Here is a 6,631-nt window from a genome sequence, read left to right on the forward strand (position 1 = left end):
ATGCGCATGGAAACCGAATCGGTGGAAGGAATCGCGGGAAAAATTATGGACGAAGCGCTCAGGCAGGATTTCTCCGACGTCATTGTAAATGCAGTTTCAGGCGATACCAGGCAGATCCGCTTCAGCGAAAACAATATTGACATATTCAACAGGTGGACGGAGACGAATTTTCAGCTCTTTCTTGTCAGGGAGAAGAAGGTGGTCGCCACGACTGCCAAGGGGATTGCCGATTACAGGGAAGTGCTGGAAAACGCCAGGAAGACTGCAGATGTGTCTACACCTAACGAGGAATATGCAGGCATAGCCAGATCCACTTCCGCCCGCAATTACTACACCAGGGAGAAGAAAGCATCTGACGCCGATCTCTCCGGTCTGGTACACGACTCCATAAACAGTGCCGCAGGCAATGGCTCGACTGGCTCTGCCGGCTCCCTTTATAACACTTTTTACACGCGTTTTCTTATCACTTCCAGCGGGATAAGACGCAGGGAGAGTTCCGCATCGTACTACTTCTCTATCAGATGTTTCGCCGGCGACGGCGCGAGCGGGCATTCGGTTGTAACATCCCTTTCGCACAGCAAGTTCAGGCCGGAAAAAGCCGCACTCAAGGCATCGGCGCTTGCAAGGGCGGCACTGAACCCGGCAGTCGGGCAGGAAGGCAGATTCGACACAGTGCTGGATCCCATGGTTGTCGCTGCGTTAGCCTCGCAGGTAGGCAACATGGCGTCCGCATATACGGTCATTTCCGGATTTTCCTGCTTTGCGGGAAAGATCGGCAGGAAGGTTGCATCTCCACTCGTGACAATTGAGGATGATGCAACGCGGAGGCTTTACGGATTCCGCGCATTCGATGATGAAGGAGTCGCGGTCCGCAGGACCCCCATCATAACAGGGGGGGTGCTGAAAAGTTATCTCCATAACACATCCACCGCAAAGAAATTCGGGACCAGAAGCACGGGAAATGCCGGCCTTATTGCTCCCGAGTCATTTATGCTGTCGATGAAGGAAGGAAAATCCACACAGGACGAGATGATAGGCGATGTGCGGAATGGCCTTTATATCAATAACACGTGGTATACCCGTTACAGCAACTATGCACGCGGTGATTTTTCCACTATTCCGAGGGATGCAATATTCCTGATTCGCAGGGGAGAGATAGCTGGATCTGTCAGGGGGATACGCGTTACCGAGAATCTCATTTCGCTGATGAAGCGTATTTCAGATATATCGGGAGAGAGGGAACATTTGAGCTGGTGGGGAGAATCAGAAACACCGAGTACAGTCCCCTATGCAACCGTGCGGAGGCTCAACGTGACAAGGTCGAGTGACATATGAACTGTGAACGATGCATGAACAAACGCAGATGCTGACCCAAAAGGCCCGCTGCAAAAAATCATTTGCTCTCGGAAGGCAGAAGAATGGCATTAATCATGCCATGCTGCCCGGGCCTGGAGGTGATAAGTGCCATTCCAATTTCGGTCTGAATTACGGCACCCTTGTTCATTATATTTCTCTGAGTGTAGTTGGGGTTTGCCGGGTTCTGTTTGACAGTGACAATCTTCGCCTTCTTTGTCACTCCTGTCTTCCTGTCGGTGACATTCGCGTAATCTTCCGCAAGGACCCTTGATTTGGCATTGCTCCCCTTTGTTCTGTACAGTTTGATACTGTGGGGACCCAGGAAGGTGAACTGCCTCTCTCTTCCGACCTCGAATCTCTTCTTCTTCCTCGACTGAACGTAGCGTCCGCCCGTTGATTTCCTGTTGGATCGTCCGTTCCAGATTGCCATGCAATGCCGGTCTAGCAATGACAATATAAAAACTTTGCTCAGTGCGAGTGGCAGAATTAGGCGTTACCGTCTGGAATCGGCGGTCTGCAGCCTGGCCCTGACCCGTCCGCCAAGTTTCTTCCTCAATCCGTAAAGCTCTTTAGTGACATGTCGGATAGGCCGTATCATACGCTTACATCGCGGAAGCGGTCACTGATGCCGGCGGTATGAAAAAGGACGGCATCCTGACCGAATCCACTGAATGCGACAGATGCGTTTATTCTGAAGGAGATGTAAATGATGAACGACGAGGATAAAAGCAGAAGCAGGCCGGATAGGCATCATGCCCACGGACATGCACATGTAGATGGTCACGGGCACTCCGGGCACTCTTTCGATCACGCGTCTTCATTTCTGCTGTCTGAGGAAAGAAGAAAGTGGCAGGATCCTTCAAAAATCATAGGGGCGTCAGGCATCGCTGAAGGATGGAACGTTATCGATGTCGGTTCCGGTCCCTGTTTCTTTGCTGCTGAAATTGCCTCGAGGGTCGGAACAGGGGGTAAGGTCTATGCACTGGATTCCAGTTCTGTTCTGCTGTCAAAGTGCGTCGAGATTATATCCGGGAAGGGTATTGCAAACGTGTTTCCTCTTCTCGCAGATGCAGATTCCGGTTTTCCAATAGTTGACGGGAAACTTGATGCTGTGTTCATGGCGAATGTTCTGCACGACTTTGCGAAGCCGGATGAGGTTGTCAGAGAGGCAGGAAGGGTTTTAAGGAGCGGTGGCCTGATGATAAACCTGGACTGGAAGAAGATGCGCACCGAGTTTGGCCCGCCTGAAGAAATGCGCCTCTCGGAAGAGGAGAGCCGGAAAATCATACGGTCGGGACCATTTGACCAGTTCGGCAATATAGATGCCGGCCCATTCCATTACTGCCTTACTTTCAGGAAATTTTGATTGCCCGCTTTCCACGGAGAAAAAGCGGCATTGTCCCTCTTTTTGCTATTGCATCACTGCCGACGCGGATAGGGGTAGTGATAATCCTGGCAGTATGATGGACCTGTTAAATAACAGGAGTGCAGACTGCTGCCGGATACTGAAGAAACCGCTCCGTTGCGGATTGTCAGGGATACCGCTTCCCAACCGGACATCTGCACCAGGGCACCTGATCCAGAGATTGCCGGAATGGAGGAGATGTGGAATCTTTCAGGAATACTGCACGGCATGTCGCGAGGCGGGGCGCATATATGATAATCAGATCATGCTGCTTATCCTGCTCGCGATCAGAGATGCTTCCTAAGCTATAAGTTCAACATGCCGGTCTTCATGGAGGTAACATGTCGGCACCATATTGCCTTCGTGTGCGTCATTTGTTGCATCCACTGAAATACCGTATGAAGGCAGCTTGCTGTCAGATGCTGAAAACAAAGCCAAATCCAAAATTGTGGAAAACAAGCATGTAGGACAGCAGGAAGCCCAGGATTGTTCCTGTGTTCAGGAAAGGAAGGCCAGCCTGTGCCCTTCCCTTAGAAGTCTGTCTCATGAGCACTGCGAAACCGGCCAGAGCACCTGTTATGCATCCCATTGCGACAAGAAGGTTGCCTGGAATACCGGAAACTGAAGCGGCCGCGGAAAGGTTGGAAAATGCACTTATGGTCAGAACGCCCGGGATTATCATGTCGCCCAGACCTATGTAAAGCGCATCGCGTTCCGACGCATCTTCCGAACGCACCACACTTCCCTTCTTCCCGAAGTTGCTGAAGCCGCTTTTCTTGGGAACCATGAGCATTATGGGCAGATTCAGATCCAGCGCGCCTTCCGCGACATCGAGCATGTGTTTTGTCCTGTAAACCGCAAGAAAATCATAGGCAGCCATCACTGCCAGCAGAACAAATGCAGGCAGAATGCCAAGCGAAATTCCAAATATTGCTGTTATCCCGCTTGCCATGATAAATCCCCATGTGTCTACAATATACCATTCCGGATAGCGCCAGAGTGCGATACCAATCAGTATCATCGCAGCCAGCGAAAGATAGAAATCCACAACGGGCAGGGAGGGGAGAGCAAATACGAACACGGGCAGAAGCACATATATCGCTGAAAGGGAGATGACGAAAATAAAAATCACCCTGAGCCAGCTGCCTTTGTTCTTTTTGAGAATGTAGATCATCAGTGCAGTGAAAAGTATGAGAACCGCAACATAGAGAAGAGGTATGAGAGGGTTCGTCTGGCCCTGCGGGCCGAATGCCTGGTATCCGAAAACTTTGTACTGTGGAACAAGTAGCAGCGCAGCAATCTGCACGCCGATGAACAGGATGCCTGTTACGAATACAGGCAGGTAGAAGGAAAACTTTTCTCCCTCCGCCACCGTCGAAGACATGCCTTGCACCTTACTGCACTATGTTTGCAAATGCAATCGTGCCGCTCATCTTTCCTATCCTGATCTTCACCGTGGAACCTTTCTGTGCCCCGGGAATGTATATGATGTACCTGTCCAGGCGCGCAACGCCGTCTCCCCTCGAACCGACATCCTCAATCCTCACCTCGAGCACGGAACCCTCCTTCAGCGAATTGTCCTCTTCCGCCTTAACTGTCTTCTTGACATGCACCGGCCTCTTCGCGCCGCAAGCCTCGCATTCAAGCAGGAGTATCCTTCCTTCCTTTACCATCCTAGTGTCCGGTCTTCCGCATTCAGAACATATTACGAAAACGTCCGTGTATTCCTTGAGCTTCTCGTCGACCTGCATTGGATTCAGCTTTGACTTGAACACGGCGCGTCGTCCCTCGAGCGTACCTGCTGTCCCCATTTCGCGCAGCAGATACTGCAGGAGATGCTGCGGATCCCTCCTCAGCTTTTCCGCTATGTCCATGAAATTCCTGAATACCGAACTCTTCCCCTCGGCAATCAGATCAGGCTCCGGGATCTGGAACCTCTCGCCGCTTGAAATCGCCTCAGGCATTTCGCTCTTTGCCCTCTTGAGCAGTTCCCTGTAATTCAACGCGTCCTGCGAATCGGTCATTTTTTTATTCCTGCATGCATAGTTAAACCATCATGAATATAAAGCGATCGGAAGAATGCGGCAGTTTGATAATTCAGCCTGAAACACCGTATTTCTGCCTGATCGCCGCCCTGATCAGCCCGAGATGCAGCGGCGATGGTTTGTTGGGTCTTGACTTGAATTCGGGATGGAACTGCGAACCCATGAAGTAGTCTGCAGCTCCAATCTCTGCTATTTCCATCCTCCTTCCATCCTCGGACTTGCCTGAGAATTTAATCCCCTTGGACATGAAATCGGCTATCATCTCCGGGTTGACCTCGTATCTGTGCCTGTGCCGTTCAAAGATGCTGCCTGAGCCGTAGAGCTGCATAGCCCTGCTCCCTTCTTCAACGATTATCTTATGCGATCCAAGTCTCATCGTGCCTCCCTTGTCACTCACGTTCTTCTGCTCGGGCAGCAGGTCAATCACCGGATATGGCGTGTCTGGATTGAATTCGGTGCTGTTTGCATCTTTCAGGTCCAGAACATTTCGTGCAAATTCAATGAGCGCACATTGAAATCCGAGGCAGACACCGAGATAGGGTTTGTTGGTCTGTCTTGCAAATCCTGCCGCAGAAATCTTGCCCTCCACCCCTCTGTGGCCGAATCCTCCCGGGACGAGGACTGCATCCATTTTGGACAGTACGGCATCTGCGCCTCTCCGCTCTATATCTTCGGCCTCAATGAATTTTGCATCCACCCTGCAGCTGGTCTCTGCAGCGACATGATGAAAGGCCTCTATATGGCTGATGTAGGCATCCGAAAGATCCGTGTATTTTCCGACTACCGCTACCTGGACACTGTATTTCGGGTTCGTTAGCCTGCTGTAAAAATCCTTCCATGCCGACATATCCGGCCTTCCTTCAGGGAGGGAGAATTTCCTGAGTACATATTCCGCCAGGTGCTGCTCTTCGAGCAGCATCGGAATGCCGTAAATGGACGGCAGATTTGGAGCGCTGATCACACCCTCAACCGGCACATCGCAGAAGAGTGAAATTTTCTCTTTGATGTCTTTCTCTATCTCTCTTTCCGCCCTTGCCACAATGATGTCCGGATCAATGCCGATCGCCCTGAGTTCCTTGACCGAATGCTGTGTGGGTTTAGTCTTCTGCTCGCCCACCGAACCGACTTCGGGAACAAGAGTCGTATGCACAAAGAGGCAGTTGCGCGTTCCGCCCCTGTCGAGGTCCATACGCATTTGCCTTACAGCTTCAAGGAACGGCATGGACTCTATGTCTCCAACCGTTCCGCCCAGCTCGACCACGACTATGTCAGCACCAGAGTTTTCCGCAACCCTCGCAATCTCATTTTTTATTTCGTTGGTTACGTGGGGGATTATCTGTACAGTCCTTCCCAGGTACGCTCCCTTCCGTTCTTTGCTGATTACCCTGAAATAGACCTTTCCCGTAGTTATGTTGTGATCGCTCGACAGGTTGGTGTCAAGGAAGCGTTCATAAGTTCCCAGATCAAGGTCAACCTCGCCGCCGTCGTCGAGAACAAAAACCTCGCCGTGTTCAAACGGATTCATCGTTCCGGCATCCGTATTGAGGTAAGGATCGATCTTTATTGCGGAAACCCTGTATCCCCGTGAAACCAGAAGCCTTCCAAGTGAGGCAGCAGTTGTTCCCTTTCCAAGGCCGGAAATCACTCCGCCCGTGACAAAAATATATTTCATCCAATCACGGGATCGGAAGATTGGCACTGAAAGTATTTCAATCTTCTGTCGTCGCCTATGGCGGCCATAAAGGGTTAGGAAAATAAGCGTTTTTGATTCGATTTTTGAATTGCCAGTGTGCTCGGACCGAAGAGTCTAAATAGTTAGTAGTAT

6 protein-coding genes are annotated in these 6,631 nt (G+C 51.0%); 2 read left to right on the top strand and 4 right to left on the bottom strand.

What is annotated here, in order from left to right; all coding sequences use genetic code 11:
* The first annotated feature begins 6 nt into the window (after positions 1-6).
* Complete coding sequence (locus KIS29_04195; GenBank protein ID MBX8639523.1) at positions 7-1,335, top strand: TldD/PmbA family protein; 1,329 nt, start codon at positions 7-9, stop codon at positions 1,333-1,335.
* Between the two features lie 58 nt (positions 1,336-1,393).
* On the opposite strand, the gene KIS29_04200 is transcribed toward KIS29_04195, so the two are convergent.
* The gene (locus KIS29_04200) at positions 1,394-1,786 is read right to left on the bottom strand and encodes a 30S ribosomal protein S8e (GenBank protein MBX8639524.1); all 393 of its coding nucleotides are present in this window, start codon (positions 1,784-1,786) and stop codon (positions 1,394-1,396) included.
* Between the two features lie 276 nt (positions 1,787-2,062).
* Between KIS29_04200 and KIS29_04205 the strand changes: the two genes are divergently transcribed.
* On the top strand, positions 2,063-2,722 hold the full coding sequence (locus KIS29_04205) for a methyltransferase domain-containing protein (protein ID MBX8639525.1): 660 nt from the start codon (positions 2,063-2,065) through the stop codon (positions 2,720-2,722).
* Between the two features lie 454 nt (positions 2,723-3,176).
* Here the strand turns inward: KIS29_04205 and KIS29_04210 are convergent, their stop codons facing one another.
* The 3 genes from KIS29_04210 to pyrG all read right to left on the bottom strand — a co-directional run bounded on the left by KIS29_04210 (position 3,177) and on the right by pyrG (position 6,478).
* On the bottom strand, positions 3,177-4,145 hold the full coding sequence (locus tag KIS29_04210) for a hypothetical protein (protein MBX8639526.1): 969 nt from the start codon (positions 4,143-4,145) through the stop codon (positions 3,177-3,179).
* 10 nt (positions 4,146-4,155) lie between these two features.
* Positions 4,156-4,785, bottom strand: coding sequence for a translation initiation factor IF-2 subunit beta (locus tag KIS29_04215; protein ID MBX8639527.1), 630 nt, complete (start codon positions 4,783-4,785; stop codon positions 4,156-4,158).
* Between the two features lie 73 nt (positions 4,786-4,858).
* The gene (gene pyrG / locus KIS29_04220; GenBank protein ID MBX8639528.1) at positions 4,859-6,478 is read right to left on the bottom strand and encodes a CTP synthase (glutamine hydrolyzing); all 1,620 of its coding nucleotides are present in this window, start codon (positions 6,476-6,478) and stop codon (positions 4,859-4,861) included.
* Positions 6,479-6,631 lie beyond the last annotated feature (153 nt).

It is taken from the genome of Candidatus Sysuiplasma jiujiangense, from assembly GCA_019721075.1.
Classification (GTDB): domain Archaea; phylum Thermoplasmatota; class Thermoplasmata; order Sysuiplasmatales; family Sysuiplasmataceae; genus Sysuiplasma; species Sysuiplasma jiujiangense.

Excerpts from the sequence above, each read along its gene's own strand:
- KIS29_04215 (MBX8639527.1), bottom strand. The coding sequence starts at position 4,785 with ATGACCGATTCGCAGGACGCGTTGAATTACAGGGAACTGCTCAAGAGG.
- KIS29_04205 (MBX8639525.1), top strand. The coding sequence starts at position 2,063 with ATGATGAACGACGAGGATAAAAGCAGAAGCAGGCCGGATAGGCATCAT.
- KIS29_04200 (MBX8639524.1), bottom strand. The coding sequence starts at position 1,786 with ATGGCAATCTGGAACGGACGATCCAACAGGAAATCAACGGGCGGACGC.
- KIS29_04210 (MBX8639526.1), bottom strand. The coding sequence starts at position 4,145 with ATGTCTTCGACGGTGGCGGAGGGAGAAAAGTTTTCCTTCTACCTGCCT.
- pyrG (MBX8639528.1), bottom strand. The coding sequence starts at position 6,478 with ATGAAATATATTTTTGTCACGGGCGGAGTGATTTCCGGCCTTGGAAAG.
- KIS29_04195 (MBX8639523.1), top strand. The coding sequence starts at position 7 with ATGGAAACCGAATCGGTGGAAGGAATCGCGGGAAAAATTATGGACGAA.